This is a genomic window from Kitasatospora hibisci (genome assembly GCF_043950205.1).
Taxonomy (GTDB): domain Bacteria; phylum Actinomycetota; class Actinomycetes; order Streptomycetales; family Streptomycetaceae; genus Kitasatospora; species Kitasatospora hibisci.
This window is the reverse complement of the sequence record NZ_CP171642.1, coordinates 7697881-7720436: the sequence shown is the minus strand read 5'-3', so window position 1 is coordinate 7720436 and position 22556 is coordinate 7697881. Positions and strand designations below refer to the sequence as shown.

At 74.2% G+C, this 22556-nt stretch carries 13 protein-coding genes and 1 pseudogene; 10 read left to right on the top strand and 4 right to left on the bottom strand.

Going from position 1 to position 22556, the window contains the following annotated elements; genetic code table 11:
* Positions 1-422 precede the first annotated feature (422 nt).
* The 7 genes from ACF9IK_RS33560 to ACF9IK_RS33530 all read left to right on the top strand — a co-directional run bounded on the left by ACF9IK_RS33560 (position 423) and on the right by ACF9IK_RS33530 (position 13115).
* Positions 423-2387 (top strand): hypothetical protein, encoded by a 1965-nt coding sequence (locus ACF9IK_RS33560; protein ID WP_395297834.1) that lies wholly within the window; start codon positions 423-425, stop codon positions 2385-2387.
* Positions 2384-2953, top strand: a complete 570-nt coding sequence (locus ACF9IK_RS33555) for a hypothetical protein (RefSeq protein WP_395297833.1) — start codon at positions 2384-2386, stop codon at positions 2951-2953. Before ACF9IK_RS33560 ends, ACF9IK_RS33555 begins: the two co-directional genes overlap by 4 nt.
* Before the next feature lie 155 nt (positions 2954-3108).
* Positions 3109-5640 (top strand): hypothetical protein, encoded by a 2532-nt coding sequence (locus tag ACF9IK_RS33550; protein WP_395297832.1) that lies wholly within the window; start codon positions 3109-3111, stop codon positions 5638-5640.
* Complete coding sequence (locus ACF9IK_RS33545; RefSeq protein ID WP_395297831.1) at positions 5637-9068, top strand: hypothetical protein; 3432 nt, start codon at positions 5637-5639, stop codon at positions 9066-9068. Before ACF9IK_RS33550 ends, ACF9IK_RS33545 begins: the two co-directional genes overlap by 4 nt.
* Complete coding sequence (locus ACF9IK_RS33540) at positions 9068-10645, top strand: hypothetical protein (protein ID WP_395297830.1); 1578 nt, start codon at positions 9068-9070, stop codon at positions 10643-10645. Before ACF9IK_RS33545 ends, ACF9IK_RS33540 begins: the two co-directional genes overlap by 1 nt.
* The gene (locus tag ACF9IK_RS33535) at positions 10642-11778 is read left to right on the top strand and encodes a hypothetical protein (protein WP_395297829.1); all 1137 of its coding nucleotides are present in this window, start codon (positions 10642-10644) and stop codon (positions 11776-11778) included. The genes ACF9IK_RS33540 and ACF9IK_RS33535 overlap by 4 nt, the downstream gene beginning before the upstream one ends.
* On the top strand, positions 11775-13115 hold the full coding sequence (locus ACF9IK_RS33530) for a protein phosphatase 2C domain-containing protein (protein ID WP_395297828.1): 1341 nt from the start codon (positions 11775-11777) through the stop codon (positions 13113-13115). The genes ACF9IK_RS33535 and ACF9IK_RS33530 overlap by 4 nt, the downstream gene beginning before the upstream one ends.
* Positions 13116-13295: 180 nt before the next feature.
* Here the strand turns inward: ACF9IK_RS33530 and ACF9IK_RS33525 are convergent, their stop codons facing one another.
* Positions 13296-14090: a tyrosinase family protein gene (locus ACF9IK_RS33525; protein WP_395298755.1), complete on the bottom strand. Its 795-nt coding sequence runs from the start codon at positions 14088-14090 to the stop codon at positions 13296-13298.
* Between the two features lie 242 nt (positions 14091-14332).
* The gene (locus ACF9IK_RS33520) at positions 14333-14848 is read right to left on the bottom strand and encodes a hypothetical protein (RefSeq protein ID WP_395297827.1); all 516 of its coding nucleotides are present in this window, start codon (positions 14846-14848) and stop codon (positions 14333-14335) included.
* A gap of 262 nt (positions 14849-15110) precedes the next feature.
* Between ACF9IK_RS33520 and ACF9IK_RS33515 the strand changes: the two genes are divergently transcribed.
* A complete protein-coding gene (locus ACF9IK_RS33515; protein WP_395297826.1) occupies positions 15111-15659 on the top strand; it encodes an RBBP9/YdeN family alpha/beta hydrolase in 549 nt (182 codons plus the stop codon).
* Positions 15660-15778: 119 nt separating this feature from the next.
* Positions 15779-17227, top strand: a complete 1449-nt coding sequence (locus tag ACF9IK_RS33510; protein ID WP_395292754.1) for an IS1380 family transposase — start codon at positions 15779-15781, stop codon at positions 17225-17227.
* Between the two features lie 352 nt (positions 17228-17579).
* Here the strand turns inward: ACF9IK_RS33510 and ACF9IK_RS33505 are convergent.
* Positions 17580-18574, bottom strand: a pseudogene (locus ACF9IK_RS33505) (IS5 family transposase).
* An 87-nt stretch (positions 18575-18661) separates the two neighbouring features.
* Here ACF9IK_RS33505 and ACF9IK_RS33500 point away from each other — a divergent pair.
* The gene (locus ACF9IK_RS33500; protein WP_395297825.1) at positions 18662-19945 is read left to right on the top strand and encodes a glycerophosphodiester phosphodiesterase; all 1284 of its coding nucleotides are present in this window, start codon (positions 18662-18664) and stop codon (positions 19943-19945) included.
* A 139-nt stretch (positions 19946-20084) separates the two neighbouring features.
* Here ACF9IK_RS33500 and ACF9IK_RS33495 read toward each other — a convergent pair whose 3' ends face one another.
* The gene (locus tag ACF9IK_RS33495) at positions 20085-22400 is read right to left on the bottom strand and encodes a transglycosylase domain-containing protein (RefSeq protein ID WP_395297824.1); all 2316 of its coding nucleotides are present in this window, start codon (positions 22398-22400) and stop codon (positions 20085-20087) included.
* Positions 22401-22556: the final 156 nt, after the last annotated feature.

The following is a 22556-nucleotide window of genomic DNA, read 5'->3' as shown; positions in this document are numbered from 1 at the left end:
CCGGACAGCCCGTCGAGCGGTCGGCGGCGAGCAGGACCAGCCGCTCGGGCCGGGCGGCGGGCGCGCGGGCGACACCGACCCACGCCGTGCCGGTTGCAGGACGGGCCCGGGCCCGTCCTGCAACCGACGACACGTGCGAGAAGTAATGGGCATGCCACTTCCATGAGAAGTGATGTCGATTACATAAATGAGAGGAAAAGCGGACCGCCCCATTACGCGATAGCCCTACGATGGTCGCCACGGCGTCGCCGACTGATCATCAACTCACTTGAGGATCCTGGCGTTTTGGCGCGCCCATGATCCGTACGGGGTGGACGGAGAGGCTGGGGGACATGGTCCTGCCGAATGGTGCGGGAGCGAACCGTCCGGGTGGGGGGAAATCGCGGGCCCGGCCGGCGCCGAGGGCCTCGGACCCGGCCGGGTTGGCGCGGGAACTCGAATCACTGGCCGCCGAACCGCGGGTGGAGGCGTTCGGCGAGGTCCTGCGCGATCTGGCGACGGCGGTCCGGACCGGGAAAGGCCTCGCGCCGTGGGCCGGCGGCAGCCTGGTCGCCGCGTACGGGACCGCGACGGCGCTGGGGCCGCGCGGCGGACGGCGCGGCACTCTCGCCAGCGCCCTGCACCTCGCGTCCTCGGCGATGGTGCTCCTCCCGCTGCTGCTGACCTGGGGCGGCCTCGGGCTGGCGGTCTCCGCCTACCAGGACTACCTCGACGACCGCGCCGCCGGCCGGATCACGGCCGGACCGGACAGCGCGTCGTTCCTGGAACTGTGGCAGCAGGGCTTCGGCGGGCACCTCGCCGGACCGGCCAGGTTCGACTGGCTGGTCGGCTACACCGTGCTGCTGCTGATCGGCCTCGTGGCCGCCGGGATCGTGCGGCAGGTGCTGGCGCACCAGGAGGATTCCCAGGGACGCGAGCTGGTGCGCCGGCTGGCCTTCGCGCTGGCGCAGACCGAGGCGATGGCGGCCGCCGCCGCGCACACCGAGCCCCGCCGCTTCGCCACCGAGCTCCAGTCGGCGGCCGAGGGGCTGCGCGAACTGATCGACCTCTCCACGGGCGCCGGGGACCAGTCCCGCAAGGTCCTGCAGCAGGCCACCGAGGCCGCACGCACGGCGGTGGCGGCGATGCGGTCCGTCGAGGAGGCCACCACCGCACTGCGGCAGGGCACCGAACGGGTCTCCGAGGCCTCGGACCGGGCCGCGGCCGCCGCGGCCGGACTGACGCGCGGCAGCGAACTGCTCGGCGACCGGGTCGCCGGTGCGGTGACCGAGCTGGCCGCCGGGATGGAGCGCAGCGCCGCGAGCACCGCCGACCGGATCGCGGCGGCCGCCGAGTCCGCGGCCGGGCGCTTCGACCAGGTGCTCGCCGGCGCCGTCGACACCCAGGAGCGGCGGGCCGTCCTGCACGCCGAGACCCTGGAGCAGCGCAGCCGGGCGGCCGAGCAACTGCTCACCAGCGCGACCGACACCCTGAACGCCGGCGCCCGGGACCTCGTCGGCGTCGTGGCCGGGCTGGACGGCGCGGTATCCGGACTGCCGCACGCCCTCGGCGAGGCCGCCGAGGAGGGCGCCGAACGGATCGGCACGGCGTACGAGTTGGCCGTGGCCGCGCTGGCCGCCTCACTGCGCGGCGAGGTGGAGGAGGCCGCGGCGGTGATCGGAGACCGGGTCGCCGCCATGGGCGAGCTGATCCGGGAGGACGGCGAGCGGCGCGGGTCGGGCCGGCTGGCCGCCGCCGCCGCGCAGGCCGAGCTGCTCGCGGCGGTGGAAGCCGCGCGTGCGGTGACGGACGGGCTCGCCGGCCGGGTGGAGGCGCTCGGCGGGCGGGGCGAGTCCCTCGGCGAGCAGTTGGCCCGGCTGGGCGACGCCCTGGCCCGGCAGGAGGCGGAGCTGCGAACCGGCCGGGACGAACTGGCCGCCCACCGGGACGAGTTGGTGGACTCCGCGGACGGTCTGCAGAAGGCACTCACGCAGACCGGGGCGCAGCTGGAGCGGCTCGGGGAGTCCTGGCGGGGGTACGCGGCCCCGCCCCCGGCGGCGACCGGTCCGTCGGAGCGGACGGGTACCGAGGCGCACCCCGTAGCGGCGCCCGCCGTGCCCCCGGTGCCCCCGCCACCCGCGAAGCTCCCGGACCCGCGGTCGGGCGCCCACGGGGTGGCCGTCACCGACCGCCGCGCGGACGATCCTCCGACGGACCGGGCCCCCGCGCCTCGCGGCTCGACGCCGCGTGACGCGACGCCGCCCACAGCGGTTTCACACGCCGCGGCACCGCCCGCCGCGGCGCCACAGGCCTCGACGCCGCAGGCCTCGACGCCGCAGGACGCCGCTCCCGCGGGCCCCGCCGACCTCGGTCACCCCCACCACCGTGACGGCGAGGCTGCCGGATGACCCGGCGCGGCGGAACCTGGCTGCTGGCCGGTGCCGGCTGGCTCTTCGCCGACCTGATGGTCGTCATGGTGCTGGTGGTGCTGGGCGGCCAGAGCACCCCGCTCCCCGTCGCCGTACCCTCGTCCTCGGCCCCGATCCCGTCGTCCGCGTCGTCGGACCCGGCATCGACCAAGCCGACGCCGAAGCCCACCCCCACGGCCCCGGCCCCGCCGCCCGGGCTGGACCCGAACAGCACGTCGGTGGTGGTCGAGGTGGACGCCGACGGGCTGGTCGGCGGCGGCTCCGCCGCCCGCACGGCCTTCGCGAACCGGCTGAAGGCCGAGATCGGGCCGTACACAGGGCGCAGCGCCGCGCTGGTGTTCGTCTGGGGCACGGCCGCCGGCTGCTCGCACTGCGCGGTCGACCTCGGCCGCAGCCAGGACCTCGCGGACGCCGCCGCGCCGCTGGTGCACGCGGTCGCGCCCGGATTCTTCCCGCCCGACGACCGCCGGCTGATCCGCCCGTACCTGGACGGTCAGGGCCGTCCCGGGACGGTCCGCCTGGAACTGTTCTTCATCCGCACCTGAGCACCCGGGCGCCCGGCCACCCGGCACCTCCGAACCCCCGCACACGCCCCGCCCCCGCTCCTTCCCCCTCGGCTCCCGGCACTCGTCCACTTCGACCTGGCCGGCCCCCGGGCCCGCCTCCGGCCGAAGCCCCTCGCATTCCAAGGAGTTGACCGTTGTCGCGTTCGATGGACTTCTCGGCGCTGAGCGATCTCGCCCAGGCCGTCGAGGTACTGCTGGCCGGGTTCGACCCTCCGGAGGGCCCGGAGGAGGCCGCCCTGCGCGAGCAGGTGCTCGACCTCGCGGGTGAGCTCCGGGCCCGGGCCGAGGCCCCGGTCTCGATCGCCGTGGTGGGCGAGTACAGCGTCGGCAAGTCACTGCTGGTGGGCACCCTGTTGGGCCGCCCCGACCTGCTCGCGGTGGAGGAGCGGCCCGCCACCGGCAACATCACCGTGCTGCGGCTCGTGCGCGGCGGGCCGGGCAGCCGGACCGAGGTCGCCCCGCGCACCCTGATCCGCTACATGAGCACCGCCCAGCTCGGTTCCTGCGTCGGGGACATCCTCACCGAACTGGTCGACGGGATCGAGGCCCGGCATCCCGAGCTGCGGGCCCGGGAGCTGATCGGCGGTCACAACCCGGTGCTCGACGAACGCGGCTGGGGCGCGTTCAACAGCTGGTACCCGTGCCTGTGGGGCCGACCGGGGCAGGGGGTGGTCACGGTGAACCCGCTCACCATCGCCGCCACGCACCGGGACGCGGTGGTCGAGCTCTGCCGCATCCGCGACGCGCTGCGCGGCCAGCGCGACCTGGTGGACAGCGGTGCGCTGGACATCGACTCGGCCGCCGTACGCGCCGCGCTGCTGCTGCCGCCGGTCGAGGCCACCCCGGACGAGGCGCCGCGGGTGGAGTCCGTGCACTTCACCCGGGCCAAGGTGGCCGAGGACGGCCAGGCGCTGCGGGCGAGCTTCCCGCTGATCGAGCGGGTCGAGCAGACCGTGTTCGTCTCCCCGGAGGAGTGGGAGATCGGCGGGCTGATGCACGAGCACGAGGTGCAGGTCCTGGACTTCCCGGGGATCGGCGCGGTCGGCTCGTACGGGCGTGACCGCAACCTCAGCCGTCGGGTGCTGGCCGACATGCACACCATCCTGGTCGTCCTGCACGCGCAACGTCCCTACTCCCGTGAGGCGTTGTCGTTCTGGGACATGCTCACCGACGACGACCGCACGCCCGCCGCGCTCGCCGACGCCGCGCTGGTCGCGGCCAATCTCTTCGACCGGGTCGGCGCACCCCCCGCCGGGGACGGCAGCGCCCCGCTCACCGACGCCCTCAACGGCATCCGGATCCAGGGCGGCAAGTACGTCGGCCGGCGCGCCGACCGGATCGTGGCGGTATCCGCCGTGGCCGCCATCGAGGCGTACGGGCTGGGCTACGAGGGCGCCTCGCCCGAGACCAGGGCCGTCCTGGACCGGGTGCTGGCCGGTCTGCGCACCGATCCGCTGCCGCACTGGCAGGAGACGGTGGCCCGGCTGGAGGCCCAGCACCCCGGCGACGACTGGGCGGCCCGGCTGCACCGCTACGACCAGGACGGCGGGCTCAAGGCGCTGCGCGACCTCTTGGAGGCGCACGTGCGCGAGCACGGCGTCGGCCAGAAGGCCGAGCGGGCCCAGCAGTCCAAGGAGAAGCTGGAGGCCGCCCTGCGCGACCTGCGGCGGCGCCTCTGCCTCGACCTGGTGGCCCCCTCCGAGGAGTACGTCAGCGCGGCGACGCGGTTCGAGGAGATCCGGGCGGTGTTCCACCGCGCGACCCGCCAGCTCCGGCAGCTGCGCGACCCGCAGGACGAGACGCCCGAGGGCCCGCTGCCGCCGTCCTTCGCCGAGGTCAGCCGGCAGGTCCGCAACGAGGTCTACCGCTGGGATCCCTGGAACCATCTGATGGAACGCGCCTGCGACAACCCCGAGTTGCTGGTGTCGCGCAGCGAGGTGCCCCGGCGCAGCAAGATCGGGCCCGGAGCCAAACGCGACCAGCGCCAGGACGACTCGATCTCGCCGGACGTCACCGTCGTCTACCAGGAGACGTTCCAGGCCACCATCGACGACGCGGTGGCCCGGAACCTGGCGGCCGTTCAGGAGTGGCTGGACGCCTGGGGCGCGTACTGGCAGAGCGACTGCGGGCCGCTGCTGCGCTGGCTGCGCGACGAGGACGACGAGTCCGCCCGGCTGCTGACCGAGGTCTACCAGCGGCGCCGGCACGACGTGGGGCTGCTGGACTACGTGGCCTTCGCCCTGGACATGGCCGAGGTCACCGATCAGCTGAAGGCGGCGCTGGCCGAGGACGCCATGCCGAAGGCCGCCGACTGGGCGGCGGACTTCCCCGCGCAGTCCCGCCACGCCCTGCCCTGGCACCACAGCATGAAGGTGCCCTCCGGCGCCGACGACCGGCGCCGGCGCCACCCGCTGGCGCTGGCGCAGCTGCGGGCCGCCATGGCCGAGGCCGCCGCCGCCCGCGTCGGCGACGAGCTCGACCGGCTGATGGACTACGCGCTGGCCGAGCTGACGCGCGTGTTCGCCGACGCGTCCCGGTCCCTGCTCAGCCCGGCGGACTTCCGGGCACCGTTGGGGGCACCGGACGGTGCCGAGGAGCGTCCGCTGCCTCAGGCGGTCCGCGACATCGACGACATCCTCCGCGAGTGGAACGAGGGCGACGCATGACCTCCGCACTGACCATCGGCTTCACCGCTCCGGACCGGGGCGCGCTGCGCAGCGACGCGGTCGTCGCCGAGGGTGCCCGCCAGTTCTCGCTCCTCGCGGTCGAGAACGGCTACCTGCTGCCCACCGTGGTCCTCGAACCGGCGGGTTACCAGGGAAATCTGACCGCCCATCTGCCGGCCGGGCTGGAGGTGGCCGACGAGGAGGGGGCGCCCTGCCCGGCGGCGCTGGCCGCCGCCCTGCGCGCGGTCTGGGCCCCGGCGGACCCGACCCGGCTGACCGTGACCGGCCGCCGGGTGCTGGTCTCCGGCGCGAGCCTGCCGCTGGAGGTGGTCCACCCGGACCCGTGGGACCCGGCCGACCCGCCCGGCGAACCCCTCGTCGTGGTGGTCTCCTGGAAGGTCGGCTACTCGGGCGCGCTGGCCCCCGGGGCCGCCCACGCGGCCGTCCAACTCACCTTCCTGCCGCCGGGGGTGAGTCCCTCGGCGGCACCGGACGTGGAGCCGCCGCCGCTGGTCCTGCGCGACTCCCGCGCCCGGGGACGCCGGCTGCGGGGCGAGCAGGGCCGGGTGGTCGCGGTGGACTTCGGCACCACCGCGTCCACCGCGACGGTGGTCGACACCTCGGTGATCTCCGACCGCGCGGTGGACGCGACCCAGCAGCGGGCCCTCGGCCGCGAGCTCGCCGCGCTGACCGCCCCGCCGCCGGACGCCCCGGAGTCCTGGTGCCGGGCCCTGGAGGGCCTGCGGGCCGAGCACCTGGAGCTCGACCGGCAGCAGCACCGCACGCTCACCGGCGCCGAGGCCCTCGGCCGCCTCGGCGAGCTGGACGTCGCCACCGCCGTCCTGCTGCGCGTCGAGGCGATCCGGGCCGGCGCCGTGGGCGACGAGCAGCTGCAGACGTGGCTGGCGGACCGCCTGCACCGGCTGGTCACCGCCACCGTGGCGACCCCGCCGCTGGACATCCACTCGCTGCGCCCGGTGCCGTACCCCGACGGCCACGGCGGGGAGACCTTCGCCCCGGCGACCGCGATCCGCCGGGCCTCCGAGCCGCTCGACCGCCCCGGCGTCTCCTGGTACGACGACGCCGGCTGGGAGCTGTGCGCGGAGGACGCAGACGGCGTGACCGGCCTCAAGCGGACCTTCTTCGAGCACCGCGGCGCCGGCCCCCGGGACGGCCTGCCGGCACCGGTCCACCTCATTCAGCACCTCCTGCGGCTGCTGATCGAGGGCGCCGAACGGCACGTGGACGACGGCGAGGAGGGCGAGCCGCCGAGGATGGGCACCGCGCTGCTCACCTACCCGACCTCGGCGCTGCCGCAGGACCGCGAGAAGCTGGGCCGGCTGGTCCAGGACGGCCTGTCGATCGACACCGTGGACCTGCGCATCGACGAGGGCCTGGCCGCCGGCCTGTACTTCCTGATGCGGGATCTGACCGCCAACCTGGAACTGGGCCTGGAGTCGCTGCGCGCCTCCGCCCGCCCGGTGCCCGGCCGCACCGACCAGTGGCAGCGGATCATGCTGGTGGTCGACATCGGCGGCGGCACCAGCGACATCGCCCTGCTGGAGATGACGCTCACCGACGACACCCGGCTCGCCGACCCGGCCAGGGCCTTCGTCGCGGGCCGCCACTACAAGCTGAGCCCGCGGATCCTGGGCACCATCGGGCACGGACAGCTCGGCGGCGACCTGCTCACGCTGCACGTCCTGTACTGGATCAAGGCCCGGCTGGTGGACGCCCTGGGGCCCGGCCGGACGATGGAGGGGCACGGCGGCAAGCCGCTGTCCGTCCAGGTCGCCGAGCAGACCGGCGAGCACCGCAAGGAACTGGTCTCCCGCCCGGTCCGGGCCGAGCTCCAGCGGGTGCTGCCCACCGACTGGTCCGGGGCGGCCGCACCGGGTGACCCCGACGAGGTGGCCGTCCGCAAGGAGCGCTTCCACCGGCTGTGGCGGATCGCGGAGCAGGCCAAGCGGGTGCTGGGGCAGGAGGACCGGCCGTACCTGATCGACCCCGCCGACATCATCGAGCTCACCGAGGGCGGGGGCGTCCTGCTGTCCCACCCCTCCGCGGCGGTGGAGCTGCCGGTCGCCGAGTTCCGGATGCTCGTCCAGCCCGTGCTGGAGCACGCCGCGACGATGGCCGCCGCTCTGGTGGCCGACGCCTTCGCCAGGGCGGAGCCGGGGAACGGGCGGGCCGAACCCGTCCTCGACCAGGTCGTGCTCTCCGGCCGCACCAGCGCCATGAAGGGCGTGCGCAGGGCGCTGGAGAGCAGGCTCGCCGCCCGCCTGCTCGCCGAGCAGGGCGACGGCACCCGCCGCACCGCCGTCTGGAACCCCAGCCGGATCCACACCGAGACCGGCTACCTCGCCAAGCAGGCCACCTCCATCGGTGCCGCGTGGCTGCACACCATCCGCGGCTTCCAGGGCCACGCCGCCGGCCTCCACGCGGACGACGCCGGGAACAGCGAGGTCCAGGCCTCCGAGCTGGCCGTCGAGACCAAGGGCCTGTTCGCCTGCCTGCCCTGCGACTTCGGTCTGCTGGGCCAGAGCGGGGTGCTCTACAGCCTGTTCCGCTCCGGCACGCCCTACGAGGAGCTCACCCCCGACGGGCGGCTCGGCCTGCGTTCGAGCTGGCGGCGGGTGGTGCGCCGGATCGACGTCCAGCGCCCCCGTGCGGGGAGCGACGCCATCCAGTGGGGCCTGCTCGACATCGAGCGCATCCCCGAGTACAAGCGGTACGCCACCCCCGCGGTCTGGGACTTCGAGGGAACGCCCGAGATCAGGTTCCAGGCGGAGGTCGACAACCGGCTGCGGCTCTTCGTCCTCCTCTGCCACGGTGACCCGCACTACCACGTCGGCGCCGCGGAGACCGGAAGCGGCGAGTTCGGGCTCGACCTCCACGGGGCGGCGGACGGCGCCCTCGTGTTCGACCACTACCTCGGCCGGCTCTCCGTCCCGGGCGCGATCTGCGTCTCCCCCGCCCGGCCCGACGGGAAGCCCGGCGCGCTGACCGAGGTCTTCCCCGCCCACCCCGAGGGCGCCGATCCGCGCGACTACCTCGACCTGCTCTTCCACACCTCGGCCCGGCCGGACCCGCAGATCCCGCCGGTGCCCGGCCGAAGCGCCCGGCTGCGCAGCCCCGCCGGCACGGCCCCCCACCTCGACGTGCTGCTGAAGCCCGCACAGGGCGAGCCGGTCCGGCTCGGCCGCCTCGCCGTGCCACCGGCCAACAGCGAGGCCGCGGCCGACGACCTGCGCTTCACCCTCGACGCCCACGGCTGGCTTCGGGTGCACCGCGGCCACGTGCCGTACCCGGACGCCGACTCCTTCGAGCACATCGAGCAGCGGCCGGGGTGGGTGTACCGCGCCGAGATGGAGCCGGGCCGGCGCGAGTTCAACAGCTACTGGGACCCGACCAGCGGGAGGCACTGATGGAGACGACCAGCACACCGGACGCGAGCCCCGGGCCCGGGGAGGCGTCCGCCGACGGGCTCGGCCTGCTGCTGCACGACGCCGCGGAGCTGGCCCACGAGCTGCTCCTGCTGCCGTCCCCCGCGCGGACGGCGTTCCTGGAGGAGCTGTACGCCTTCATGGCGGGCCTCAACCGCCGCGCGGTGGAGGCGGTGGCACCGTCCGCCGGGCCCGCGGAGGCGCAGGGGACGGCGGCGGAGGAGGCGGCCGAACGGGAGGCCGAACGGCTGCTCGCCGCGCTCGCCTGGCAGCTGTGGCGGGTGGTGGGGCCCGCTGCCCGGGCGGGAACGGCGGCCGGGCGGGAACCGGCGGCAGGGCCCGGGACGGGGCCGGCTCCGACCCCGGCCGTGGCCCCGGCGCCGCCCCAGGCGCGGCCGGGCGGGGAAGGCGACACCGCGGACCGGGCACCGGGCGGCGACGGGCCGGGGGACACGCCGCCCGGGGCCACGGAGGCCACGGACGGAGCGGACTCCGACGACTCGGTGGACGCCGAACCGCCTGCCGAACCCGCCCAGCCAGCCCCGCCCACCGCGTCCACCGAGTCCGCCCAGTCCACCGACCGGACCGGGCCGACCGACGAGGAGCCCGCGGAGCAGGACGGGCAGGCGGAGCACGGCGGGCAGGCCGGCCCCGAGCCGTCGTCCGAGGCGGAGCCGCTCGCCGCCTTCACCGCCCGGCTGGCCGCGATCTCCGCCGCTCACCCCGACCTCCGGCACGGTTCCGAGCTCCGGAACGACGCCGACACCCCCGACCCGGCCGGGCTCTGGCTCCGGTTGCACCTCGCCGTGCTGAAGATCCCGGCCGAGCGAGTGGCCGTACGCCGCGCCGAACTGACCGAGGCCGCCCTGCTGCTCGACGTGGTCGTCGAGGGGGGCCCGGACGTCCTCGTCCCGGCCCTGCCCGGGGTGTTCGAGGAGGCGTTCGTCGTCCCGCTGGACGTCCCGGAGTCCGGGGAGCCGTCCGAGGCCGACCGTGCGGAGGTGCGAACGGTGCTCGACGACGCGGAGGTCCCGGAGCCGGAGGAGGCGCGCGTCCTGCCCTGGGCCGTGCGGATCGCGCAGGCGAGGCGGCTGCTCGCCGTCGACCGCACGCTCGGCGGGTACGCCGAGAACAACGTGCCGTGGTCGCGTGCACAGGCCGAACGCCTGCCGCAGGCCTGGACGGCGAAGCTGAGCAGCCTCAGCAAGGTCCGCGGCGCCGCCACCGTCGCACGGTCCGCCCAGAAGCTGGACGCCACCCTGGGCCGGCTCTGCCACGAGGACCCGGCCCAGCGGGGCAGCTGGTGGTGGGAGTGGCGGTCCAGGGTGTCGGCGCTGCTCGAAGCCCCGGCCGCCGCACTCGGCCGGCGGGCGGCGTCGCCCGAGGAGATCGCCGACTGGAACATGGAGTACTGGGCGAAGTGGTGCACGGGCAACGCGCTGCACCGCAGCGACCAGGCGCGGACGGTGCTGTGGGTGCTCACCACACCGCTGGCGCCGCCCACCGAAGCCTCGGAGCGCGGCCGCCTGCTGCTCGGCCACGCCCCGACCGGCCGGTGAGCCGCGCCGACCGGGCCCGGGCCGGGGACGACCGGCCCGCGGGCCGCCCCGACGCCGGGCTCCGCCCGGCCGGCCCGCCGCCGGTCGATCCCGTGGTGGCGCGTGCCGCCGGCCTGCTCTCCGGGCTGCCGCTCGGCCGGGCCTGCGGGCTGGACCCCGGCCTCGCCCGCGACGCCGCACTGCTCGCCTCCGGAACCGTGCCCCGGCTGCGGATCGCGGTCGCCGGGCCGGCCGCGACCCCGATCCGGGCCTGGCTGGAGGGCGAACTGACCAGCCGCGGCGACCCCGGCTCCGACGAGCCCGGCGGCCCTGTCGGCCCTGTCGGCCCTGTCGGCCCTGTCGGCCCCGGCGACCCGTCGGTGCCGGACTGCTCGGCCGATCCGGCCAGGAGCCACCTGCTGCTGTTCGCCGTCGCCGACCGCTCCGGCCCGCCGGACGGCCCGGAACGCCGGGCCGCCGAGCCGGCCACGGCCGCACTCACCGGGCCGGGGGCACCGCAGGCAGTGATGGTGGTGGCCGCTGCGCACGACTGGCACGGGGTCGGCCTGTCGGCCGTCGCCGGCTGGCACCGGCGCTGGCGGCGCGAGTGGTGGGGTCCGGCGGCGGCCGCCCTCCCGGTGTACGCCGTCGTCCCGGACTGGTGGCCCCGGGACCGGGCCCGCTCGGGCCTGGAGAGCCTGCTGCGCCAGGTCGTCCGACCCGCCGTCGACGGCGCGCAGGGGATGGTCACCGCGCTCACCCTGGCCCGGCTCACCTCGGCCCTCCAGGAGGTGCGGCTGGAGGGGCGGGCACAGGCGGCCGCACTCGGCTGGGCGCTGGACGCTCACGGGCTGCCCCGCCCTCCGGGGTCCGGCGCGCCGCCCGATCTCACCCGGCGGGCCGAGCTCTGGCACCGCCTGGACGTCTACACCGCCGCGCCGCCGGCCCGCCGCGCCGCCCACCGGCTGCGGACCGCCGCGCGGACCGACCGGGACCGGCCGGGCCGTGCCACCGGCGACCCGCACCCCGCTCCGCCCTCCGCCCCGCTCCCCTCCCCTGACGACCACCCGGCACCCGACGGCCGTCCCACGCCCGACGACCACTGCGCCCACCGCGGCCCGCACGACCGCGGCACCCGAGAGGAGAGACCGTGACCGTGTTCCTGCTCGTACTCCTGATGCTCAGCGTCGGGGCCAACATCTGGCAGGCCGTCCGTCAGTCCCGCGGCGACGAACAGCACCGCCTCGCCGACGAGTCGGCACAGAACCACATCGCCCGGCTGCAGCACGACCTTCGTCTGCTGGACGCCGAACGGTCCCACCTGATCGCCCAGCTCACCGCCGGCGAGTCCGGCAGCGCCGAGACCGAGGCGGCGAGACGGAGCCTGTCCGACCGGGTCGGCCTGCTGCACTCCCAGCTCGACGCGGAGGCGTCCGGGCGGGCGACGGCGGAGGAGCGGATCCACGCGCTCAGCGCCGAACTCGCCGCGGAGAGCAGCGGGCGGGCCCGGGCCGAGGAGGAAGCCCGCGCGCTCGGCGCCAAGCTCGACGAGCTGGCCGCCGCCCGGGCGGAGCCCGTCGAGGCCCCGTCGCCCGCCGTACCGCGCGAACTGCCGCTCGGGCGCGACGCCGTGGCCGACAGCGTGGTCGACGGCGCCGACCTCGGCCCGCTGGTGGTGCGCGCCGCCTCGGTCCGCGGGGAGAGCAACCGCCGTGGCAAGGAGCACCGCCGGGACGCGGTGCTGCTCAGCAGGATCGACGGCTTCGGCTCGCCCGTCCTGCTCGGTTCCGTGGCCTCCGGCGCCCCGGGGGAACCGCTCAGCCAGACCGCCGCCACCGCGGCCTGCCGCGCGCTGTCCCAGCAACTCGCTGACTACGCGCCGCGGTTGCGCGGCAGGCTGTTCGGCGCCGGCTACGACCCGGAGGTCTCCGGCATGCTCGGCGTCGCCCTCGGCGGCGTCGCCCGCTCGGTGCAGCTCGTCGCCGACGGCGCCACCGCCCTCCTCGGCGGCCGGGACGCGCAGCGCGGACGGACCGCCGCCACGTCCCTGTTCGCCGTGCTCTCCGAACTCGACGACCGGGAGCGGGACGGCGTCCGCCAGCACATCGCCTTCGGCATCGGGGACGGCGCGGTGCTGCGGCTGCGCGACGAGGGCTCGGGGCCGCGGTGGACGGCGGTCCTCGAACCCGAGCGCTCGCTGCGCGCCCACCGGCTTCCGGCCTCGCCCACGGCCCTGTCCTGGTCCCGCTTCCCCACCGTCCCGGGCGACGTGGTGGTGGTCGCCGGGCGCCCGATGGCGGAGCTGCTGCTCCGCCCGGACACCGGCGACTGGTTCGCGCAGCGGTGGTCCGGCCGCCAGCCGTACCTGACGTCCTTCCTGTCGGACGTCAACGTCGAGGTCCGGGCCAACACCGGCGGTGACCGCAGCGTGGTCACCGTCTGGGACTACGGCCAGGCCCGCCTCGCCGAGGAGGCCTCGCCACACGCGTGACCGGTTGAAGGTCCTCCCCAGCACCGCGCCTGGCTGCCTGCCTGCCTGCCTGCCTGCCTGAGGCGACCCGACCGGGTTCCCCGCCAGGGTGCGAGGCCGGTCCCCCGCGCGGCCACGGCAGGTGTGGCCGCGCGGGGACGAACCCTCGAACCGCCGCTTCACACGCGGCGGCCCGTCACGTCACGGGCCGCCCGGGGGCTCGTAGCGGTAGCCGACCGCGTCGACCTCCAGCATGTCGTCGACCGTCACCGCGGCCTGCGCGGAGAAGTCCGGCAGGATCGCCTTGACCTGGGGGCCGAGGCTCATCACGTCGTACCCGGCCGCGCCGCCCACCCACGGCCACATCGCGTCGCCCAGCCGGTGGCCGGGCGGTGCCGGCTTCAGGTCGAACGGCGACAACTGGTCGGGCGGGGGGTAGTGGTCCGACGGCTTGGAGCCGACCACCGCGGCCAACCGACCGGCCTGCCAGGTCGCCCAGATCCGGTCGACGTTGGCGTGGTGCAGCCAGAACACCGGGTCGTTCGGGGAGAACGCCTGCGACGACATGTGGCCACCGATGAAGTTGTGGCCCGTGTTGTGGGTGGGGAGGACGGCCGGGATGCCCTGTTCCAGGACCACCCAGAAGAACCAGAAGGGGTGCACCCCCTCCTGGTCCACCACCAGCTGTTCCAACTGGGTCATCAACGCCGGGGGCGGCGGCCAGCTCACCTGCACACTGCCCCGGGCCAGCGACGTACCGAAGGAGTCCTCCAGCAGCGGATGGATCGGGAACCCGGGAGCGTTGGCGGGCCACCACGCCGGCCGCTCGGCCGGCGGCACCGACCTCCGCAGCACGCTGTCGGTCACCGGCGCGGGCGCGCCGGTGCGCAGCGAGCCCAGGAAGTCCTTGTGGAACAGCTTGCCGGTCGCACCGACGTGGTCGGCCCAGTCCCAGTAGGGAAGGGTGACACCGGGCACCTCTGCCTGCAGGGCCAGCTCGAAACTCGCGCAGGTACTTGCGGTGCCACGCGCAGAAGCCGATGTTCCAGTGCCCGAAGTTGACGCGCTCGCCGGGCGGCAACCCGGGGACGGTCACCGCCATCACTGCGCCGTGCAGCGCCACGAACTGGTCGTAGACGCTCACCCCGGCCGGCGCCCCGGGTGCCTGGCGCTGCCTCAACCGGATCAGCGCCTCCAGGAAGTGGTCCCGTTCCTGGGTGGTGAGGCGGATCGCGCTCTTACGGATGTCCATGGCCGGAACCTCCGTGGTCGTGGTGACCGCTGCCGTGGTCGTGGTCGTCATGGTGTTCCATGTGGCCGGTGGCCGGAACTGGGTACAGGCCAGCGACGAACGTGCGGCCCGGGTCGTCGGACAGCAGGCGGTACAGGAGAGCGCGCAGCGTCTCGCCGGTGCGGGTCCGCAGGAGCAGCTCGCTCTGATACATCGAGGCCGGCCCGAGTCCGATCTGCAGCGCGGCGCCGGCACGGTGGCTGACCACCTTCACCGGGGCCTCCTCGATGCCGATCAGGCCGCAGTGGACGGTGCCCTCCAGCGCGTCGGCCAGCTGGCTCAGGCGCTGGGCGGTGCGCCCCTCGAAAGGGGTGAGGTCGGTCACCAGGTCCAGGCGCTCGAAGAGCATGCCCGGCCCGGTGACGACGAGTCGGAGCTCGCTGGCGTCGAGGAGCAGGTCGACGAAGGTCGGCCCGCCTTTGAAGAGGACCGCGGAGGCCGCGGCCGGTGCAACTGAGATCATGGTTCTTCCGATCCGGGTTTCTACCGATCCGGGTCGCTGGCCGGACCGGGTTCGGGCCGGCCAGCACGCGCCGACCGGCAGGCCGGTCTCGCCTGCCCAGTGTGGCCAGCACGACGGATCGCGGGCGGGCGCGGCGCGCACGGCGAGTCCACGACAATCCGAACAGCCCACCGGACCGCGCACCCCTGTGCCGGCAACCGGTCGCGACGCCCCTAGACTTCGGGACCCGCGACCGCACCGCACGGGAGGGAGTCCGCAACCGATGCCGGACCGCACCACGTACCTCGTCCTGCCCGGCTACCAGAGCTCGGGGCCGGCGCACTGGCAGAGCCGCTGGGAGGCCGCGGACCCGGTGGCGTTCCGGCGGGTGGCGCAGGAAGACTGGGACCACCCCGAGCCGGAGGCCTGGGTGGCCGCTCTGGACGCGGCGGTGGACGGTGCGGCGGCCGACGGGGCGGTCGTGCTCGTGGCCCACAGCCTCGGCTGTGCCACGGTGGCCCGCTGGGCGGCCACCGCACCGGCGGTGCGGACGGCGCCCGTCCGGGGCGCGCTGCTGGTCGCGCCCGCCGACATCGACACCGCCGACGTCCCACCGCTGTTCGGCTTCCGCCCTGTGGCGCGGGAGCCGCTCCCGTTCCCGGCGATCGTGGTCAACAGCACCGACGACCCGTGGGTGAGCCCGGAGCGCGGGCGGGGCTTCGCCGAGGCCTGGGGTGCCCGGTACGTCGAGGTGGGCGCGCTCGGGCACATCAACTCGGACTCCGCGCTCGGCGACTGGCCCGAGGGGCGGAAGCTGCTGGCCGAACTCTGACCCGAATCCGCAGGTAGTGCGGCGTACGTCGGGCTGATACGGCGACAGGTGCCCGTGCTGGTTTGAGATGATCGAGGTTCTCTACGCCTAACCACTCAACCTGCAAGGACACCTGTCTGGTGAAGAAGATATCGCGTCGTCGTACCGCCTCCCGCACCTCCGGCGGGCGCTGGACCAGGTTGGACGCTCGGGTGGGTGGGGTGGACGGGTCGCTGACCGAGAACGGCGGCCTGGTGCTGGTGGCCGAGCTGGACCGGGTGCTGGGGGTCACGGCCGCTCTTGATGCCGGGATCGGGCCGGTCAAGGTACGTGATCGGGGCCTGTCGGGTGGGGAGTTTGCGCTGGCAACGGCGGTGGTTCAGCTGACCGGCGAGGACCACCTGGTCGGCTTCGACCGGCTGCGCGCGGACGTGGTGGGCGAGGGGCTGCTGCCCGCGCCACTCCCGGCCGCGACCACCGCCGCCACCTTGGCGGCACGCTTCGGCCAGGTGCAGCGCGAGGGCATCGAGACCGCGTGCGCCAAGGTCACCGCCCGCGCGCTCGCCGCGCTGCCGGCCAGGGATCGGGCCCCGATCCTGTCCGGGTCGGTCACTATCGACCTGGACGCCAAGGACGTCGAGGTGTTCTCCACCCGCAAGGAACGGGTCGTCCGCTCCTACAAGGGCGAGGTCTCGGGGCGGGTGCACGCCGCGCACTGGGCCCAGGCCGGCACCGTCCTGGCCGCCGATCTCCTCGACGGCCGCTCGGACGGCCGCACCGTCGCCCCTGCCCAGATCGACCGGGCCGTGGACGCCGTGCGCACGGCCGGAGCCACCGGGCAGATCCTGATCCAGGGCGATACGGGCTACTACGCGGGGAGGGTCGCCGAGAAGATCGTCGCCCGCCGGGCGCTGTTCAGGCTTGCCGTACCGCGAAGCCGACCGCTGTGGCGGGCGGTGGCCGCCGTGCACGTCGACGACTGGATCGACGCCCTGGACTACCCGGCCGCGCAGGTCGCACTGTTGGACTACGCGCCACCCGGCTGGCCCGAAGGCACCCGGGTGATCGCGCGACGGGTGCGCTACGACGCCGCCGAACTGTCCGCCGACCCGCGCTCGCGCCGCTCGCGCACCGTCGGCAAGGACCAGCTCGCCCTGGTCCTGGAAGGCCTGGAGGAACAGGCATACGCCTACTCGTTCATCGCCACCAACGAGCCGTTGGACCTGGACGAGGAGGTCGCGGTGGCGGAGTGGGAGTTCCGCCGCCGCACCAGGATCGAGGAACTGTTCCGCGACACCGCGCACGGAGCCGGACTCAACCACCTGCCGTCCGGCTCCCACGCCGTCAACAGCATGTGGATGTGGGGCGCGCTGCTGGCCTACAACCTCACCGCCTGGCTGCAGACGCTCGCCCCGATCGGCCGGGCCCGCCGCCGCATCGCCACCGTGCGACGGCTGCTGATCCGCCGCGCCGCCCGCTGGACCACGACCGCCCGCCGCCACGAACTCCACTTCACCGCCGAAGCCCGCGAGCTGATCGCCAACACGCTGGCCCGGATTCGAGCCCACCGGCACCTGACGGCCACCTGACCTACCGCCCCTACCGGCCCGAACCACCCATCCCCGCCCTGGAAAGCCGTCCACCCGGCACGACAGCCGGACCGTCGGCCTACCCGGAAACCCTGAACCCGGGCCAACGGCCAGCACAGAGATCAACTGACGGACCGTCGGCCACTACCTGCGGATTCGGGTCTGAGGCAGAGCTCGGCCGGGCGGCTGCCCGGCTACGTCCGGGCGCCCGCCGGCGGGTGGACGGGTGGCGGATCTTCTCCCGCAGTTCGCCGGACGGCCACCCGGCCGGGCGTCACGGCTCCTAGTCTGCGGGCGAAGACCCCGCACCTCCACGCCAACTGTGCCAGCTAGGGCCTGTTCCAAGTTCGGATCATTCGGGTTTGAGGCTGCGGAGCCAGATGACGGCACCGCGCAGGTGGAGTCCGGCGAGGTAGCTGGCGGGGGTCTTGTCATAGCGCGTGGCCAGGCCCCGCCACTCCTTGATCTTGTTGATGCAGCGTTCGACGGTGCTGCGCTCCTTGTAGAGCTCCTGATCGTGGGCAACGGGGCGACCGCCGCGTGAACCCCGCTTCTTACGATTGGCGGCCTGGTCGGCCTTCTCCGGGATGACCGCCCTGATCCGGCGGCGGCGCAGGTAGTTGCGGTTGGCGCGGGAGGAGTAGGCCTTGTCGCCGGCTATCGCGTCGGGTCGGGTGCGGGGTCGGCCGACCGGGACGCGGACCTTGATTCGCTCGACCACCTCGATGAAGCGCGGGCTGTCAGCAGACTGTCCGGGCGTGAGGACGAACGACAGTGGCCGGCAGCGGCGCTCGGCCGCGAGGTGGGTCTTGGTGGTCAGCCCACCGCGCGAGCGGCCCAGTTCGGCCGCCCGTAGCCGGGCTCTACGGCGCCGGCGGACACGGCGGCGTTCCTCACGTGCCGGGTCGTCGACAGGGGGTGCCGCCTCCGCTAACGAGGCATTTTGCCCCTTTCGCGAAGCCCCTTTTCCTCCGCGACGGCCTTCTCCAGCTCCTCCAGGAGCGCGGAGTCGACGACCATACCGGCCGCGTGGTGGTGTGCGCGGGCGACTGTGGAGTCCACGCTGACCAGGCTGAGATCGACCTGCCCCCGAGCGGCGGCCTCGGCGATCATCCCGTCCATCAGCGTCTGGAAGGTGCCCGACAGCGCCCAGAGCTGGAACCGGCCATAGACGGTCGACCAGGAGCCGTAGCGTTCAGGGATGTCACGCCACGGACTCCCGGTCCGAAACCGCCACATCACCGCGTTGAAGTGCCTGCGCAGGTCCGGGATCGGGCCGCGCTCGCCCAACGGCAGAAACGGCTCCACCAACTCCCACTCGGCATCAGTCAGATCACCACGCGTCACGCCGAACTTCTACCAGGACGCAACCGCCGAGCGTCCGGAAACGGCGAAACCGAAGATCTGAACTTGAAACAGGCCCTAGGAGCATCCATGACGTACCGTCCGCTCGACGGCAACAGCCCGGCGGATTCCGCGCCGGGCGCCGAGTCCTCTCGCCGCTGGTTCCTGCGGGCGTCCGGCGTCGCCGGCCTGGGGGCGGCCGCGCTCGCGGCCGGCGCCGGGGACGCGTTCGCCGCGGGCGGCGAGGAGCAGCCGGACGCCGGACGCCCGGCCGGCGAGGACGGGCGCGGTGCCGCCGCCCGCCCGACCGGGACCCGTCCGCCGGTGCGCACCGGCACGGGGCTGGACCGGCTGCCGCACCCGCTGGTCATCGGCCACCGCGGCGCCCCCGGCTACCGCCCGGAGGAGACCCTCGGCTCGTACGAGCTGGCGCTGGAACTGGGCGCGGACGTCATCGAGCCGGACCTGGTGCCGACCAGGGACGGCCACCTGGTGATCCGGCACGAGAACAACATCGCGGAGACCACGGACGTCGCCGACCACCGCGAGTTCGAGGGCCGCAGGACCACCAAGACCATCGACGGCCAGCCGCTCACCGGCTGGTTCACCGAGGACTTCACCCTCTCCGAGCTGAAGACGCTGCGCGCCAAGGAGCGCCTGCCTCAGCAGCGCCAGCGCAACACCCTCTACGACGGCCGCTGGCAGATCCTCACCTTCCGCGAGCTCGCGGACTTCGCACGCAAGCGCGGGCGCGAGCTCGGCCGCGAGGTGTGGCTCTACCCGGAGACCAAGCACCCGAGCTACTTCCGCTCGATCGGCCTGCCACTGGAGGAGCGGCTCGCCGACGAGCTGCGCCGCACCGGCCTGGCCGGGCGGAACGGACGGGCGATCCTGCAGTCGTTCGAGCCGAGCAGCCTGCAGCGGCTGGCCAGGCTGGTCGACAACCCGCGGATCCAGCTGCTGAGCGGCGCGACCAGCCGGCCGTACGACTTCGTGCTCGCCGGGGACCCGCGAACAGTGGCCGACCTGGTGGAGCCGGACGGGCTGCGCTGGATCGCGTCCTTCGCGCACGGCATCGGCCCGACCACCCAGCTGATCGCCCCGGTGGACGCCGACGGCAGGCTCCAGCCGCCCACCACGCTGGTGCGCGACGCCCACGCGGCCAGGCTGCTGCTGCACCCGTACACCGTCCGCAACGAGAACGCCTTCCTGCCGGTGGACTACCGGCGCGGCACCGACCCGAACTCCTACGGCGACGCGATCGGCTGGGCCCGCTACCTGTTCGAGCTGGGGGTGGACGGCTTCTTCACCGACCAGTCCGACACCTCGGTCCTGGCCCGCCAGGACTTCTGGGCCGCCAAGGGCGTCGACTGACCTTTCCGGCAACGGAACCAGCCGTGCCCCGGACCGTCGGACGGACCGGGGCACGGCTGTCGGCGGGCACGGCTGTCGGCGGGCACGGCTGTCGGCGGGCACGCGCCGGCGCGAGGCCGGCGCGGGCGGGGAACGGGCTTCAGCCCTCGCCGTCCTGGCCGCCACCGGTGGTCGGGGTGGTGCGGGGGTTGCCGGGCCGGGGATTGGGCGTGCGTCCGCCGCCGGGCCAGCCCGGCGCGGTCTCCGGGCGGTTGGAGCCGGGACCGACGGTCGGCCACCCGGGGCTGCCGCTCGCACCGGGGCTGGGGGTGGGCTCGCGCTTGGGCGGGTCCGGGATGTAGACGGTCGGGAAGGTCTCCTCCGGCATGCCCCTGACCGCCTGGTTCATGCCCAGGCGCCAGATCGGGCCCGGCCCGGTGGCGCCGAAGACCTCGTCGTAGTACCTGCCGCCGATCCTGATGTTCTTCATCGGGACGCCCTTGGCGGGGCCGCCGAGCCAGACCGAGGCGGCCAGGTTGGCGGTGTAGCCGCTGAACCAGGCGGCCTTCTTCTCGTCCGCGGTACCGGTCTTCCCGGCGATCTGCCGGCCGTCGTCGAGGTCGAGGTCGCGAGCGGTGCCCTTCTCGGTGACGCCGAGCAGCACGGTGTTGATCACGTCGGCGGTGGTCTGGGCGATCGCCTGGTTGCACTTGACCGGGGTGACCGGCACGTCGCGGCCGTCCACGGTGGAGATCTTGCTGATCGCGACCGGCGCGCAGTAGGTGCCCCGGGCGGCGAAGGTGGCGTAGACGTTCGCCATCACCAGCGGGCTGACCTCCTGGGTGCCGAGGCCCATCGCGGGCAGTTCCTTGAGCGGCTCGCCGCTGGCCGTGGTGGCGATGCCCAGCTTGTTGGCCATCTGCTTGACCGCGCAGAGGCCGATCTCCTGCTCCATCTGCACGAAGTAGGTGTTGACCGAGAGGGCCATCGCCTTCTTCAGGTCGTAGGGGCCGACCTCGCTGGCGGACTCGTTGGGGACGCTGCCCTCCTTGGTGCCCTTCTTCAGGTTCTTCCAGTTGCCCGAGCAGGTGGCCATCGTCGGCCAGTCCATCCGGTTCGGCGCGGAGTACTGCTGGGTCGGCGGGAGGCCGGCCTCCAGTGCCGCGGCGGCCACGATCGGCTTGAAGTTGGAGCCCGGCTGGAAGCCGTTGCCACCGCCCATCGCCGCGTCGACGTTGTAGTTGACGACGGTCTGGTTCCTGTTCGGGTCCAGGCCGTAGGGGCGGGTCTGGGCCATCGCCAGGATCTTGCCGGTGCCCGGCTCGACCATCGTCATGGCCGCGGAGACCGGGTCGGTGACGTTGACCCGCTTGGTCACGGCGTTCTGGGCGGCGGCCTGCTTCGCCGGGTCGAGCGTGGTGTAGATGTTCAGACCGCCCTCCGCCCAGAGCTTCTTCCGCTCGGCGGCGGTCTTGCCGAAGACCGGGTCCTGCTTCACCACGTGGCGCACGTAGTCGCAGAAGAAGCCCATGCCCGCGTTGGCGGTGATGCAGCCGTTCTGCGGCTCCTTGTACCTCAGGCCCAGCGGCGCGGCCTTGGCCTCCTGCGCCTGGGCGGCGGTGACGTGCTTGTTCTCGACCATCTTGTCGATGACGGTGTCGCGGCGCTTCTGGGCGGCCACCGGGTGGAGCTTCGGGTCGTACTGGGACGGGTTCTGCACCAGGCCGGCGAGCATGGCGGCCTCGGGGAGCGTGAGGTCCTTGGCGTCCTTGCTGAAGTAGCGCTGGGCGGCTGCCTGGATGCCGTACGCCTGGTGACCGTAGAACGTGATGTTCAGGTAGTTGGTGAGGATCTGCTCCTTGGTCAGGTCCTCCTCCAGCTTGATGGCGTACTTGAGCTCCTGGATCTTGCGGCCGAGGGTCTTGCGCTGGGCCTCCAGGACGGCCGCCTGGTCGTCGCCGGCCTTCTCCACGTTGACGTTCTTCACGTACTGCTGCGTCAGCGTCGAGGCGCCCTGGACGGTGGCGCCGCTCTCGGCGTTCTTGGTGATCGCGCGCAGCACGCCCTTGAGGTCGACGGCGCCGTGCTCGTAGAAGCGGGCGTCCTCGATGTCCACCTGCGCCGTGCGGATCAGCGGCGACATCTGGTCGGCGGGTATCACCGTGCGGTCGCGCTCGTAGACCTTGGCTATCAGGCCGCCGTTGGCGTCGTAGATCTGCGAGGCCTGGTTCAGCGGCGGGGTCTTGAAGTCGTCCGGGATGCCGTCGAAGCTGTCGGCGGTGCTCTTGGCGGTCAGCCCGAGCGCCCCCGCGGCCGGCAGGGCCACCCCCGCGAGCAGTACGCCGGCGAGCGTGCTGTAGCCGAGGAACTTCACTCCGTGGCCCAGCAGGCCGAGCGGCGTCTCGCGGCGGCGGGGGCGGGTGACCCAGGTGTCGCCCGGGTCGGGGGTGGAGGTGCGGCGACTCTTCCGTGACATAGCCGGAACACTACGTCCACGAAAACCCCGCGTGGGGCGGGTGTTGGCCAACCTTTGTCACGAATCGGCGACAGATTCACCTCGGCGGGACCAGCCGGGAACCCGGTCGGCGGCGCACCCCCGCGACGAACGGACCGTTCGCCCACGGCCGTTCGG